This window comes from Rhodopseudomonas palustris (genome assembly GCF_003591005.1).
Lineage (GTDB): Bacteria > Pseudomonadota > Alphaproteobacteria > Rhizobiales > Xanthobacteraceae > Rhodopseudomonas > Rhodopseudomonas palustris_K.
In genome coordinates this window covers 1-625 of record NZ_QYYD01000070.1, presented here as the reverse complement: position 1 = coordinate 625, position 625 = coordinate 1, and the positions used below count along the sequence as shown (strand labels likewise).

6 tRNA genes and 1 rRNA gene are annotated in these 625 nt (G+C 51.8%); all 7 read left to right on the top strand.

Annotated elements, in window-relative coordinates:
- A 5S ribosomal RNA gene (rrf, locus tag D4Q52_RS25995) occupies window positions 1-83 on the top strand; the annotation flags it as partial.
- 8 nt (window positions 84-91) lie between these two features.
- Window positions 92-167 (top strand) — tRNA-Val (locus D4Q52_RS25990).
- 15 nt (window positions 168-182) lie between these two features.
- Window positions 183-255: transfer RNA gene (locus tag D4Q52_RS25985), tRNA-Asp, on the top strand.
- 30 nt (window positions 256-285) lie between these two features.
- A tRNA-Lys gene (locus D4Q52_RS25980) sits at window positions 286-358 on the top strand.
- Window positions 359-363: 5 nt separating this feature from the next.
- Window positions 364-445, top strand: a tRNA-Leu gene (locus tag D4Q52_RS25975).
- Between the two features lie 16 nt (window positions 446-461).
- Window positions 462-534: transfer RNA gene (locus D4Q52_RS25970), tRNA-Thr, on the top strand.
- 14 nt (window positions 535-548) lie between these two features.
- Window positions 549-620 (top strand) — tRNA-Gly (locus D4Q52_RS25965).
- The last annotated feature ends 5 nt before the right edge of the window (window positions 621-625 follow it).

The following is a 625-nucleotide window of genomic DNA, read 5'->3' as shown; positions in this document are numbered from 1 at the left end:
CCCATACCGAACACGGAAGTTAAGCTCTTTAGCGCCGATGGTAGTTGGGGGCTTCCCCCTGTGAGAGTAGGACGTCGCTAGGCATAATACCCAGGAGGATTAGCTCAGCTGGGAGAGCATCTGCCTTACAAGCAGAGGGTCAGCGGTTCGATCCCGTTAACTCCCATATTCTGAAAAGAATAGGTCCCGTAGTGTAGCGGTTATCACGTCGCCCTGTCACGGCGAAGATCGCGGGTTCGATTCCCGTCGGGACCGTTGAAGTCGAGAAGATTTCAAAAGGAAAGAGACTCGTTAGCTCAGTTGGTAGAGCATTTGACTTTTAATCAAAGGGTCACTGGTTCGAGCCCAGTACGGGTCATAAGAGCGGGTTTGGCGGAATTGGCAGACGCACCAGATTTAGGATCTGGCGCTTTAGGGCGTGGGGGTTCAAGTCCCTTAACCCGCATATAAGATAATAATGAGCCGGCTTAGCTCAGTTGGTAGAGCATCTGATTTGTAATCAGAGGGTCGCGTGTTCAAGTCATGTAGCCGGCATTTTTGAATAGGATGCGAACGTAGTTCAGTGGTAGAACATCACCTTGCCAAGGTGGGGGTCGCGGGTTCGAATCCCGTCGTTCGCTTGAGG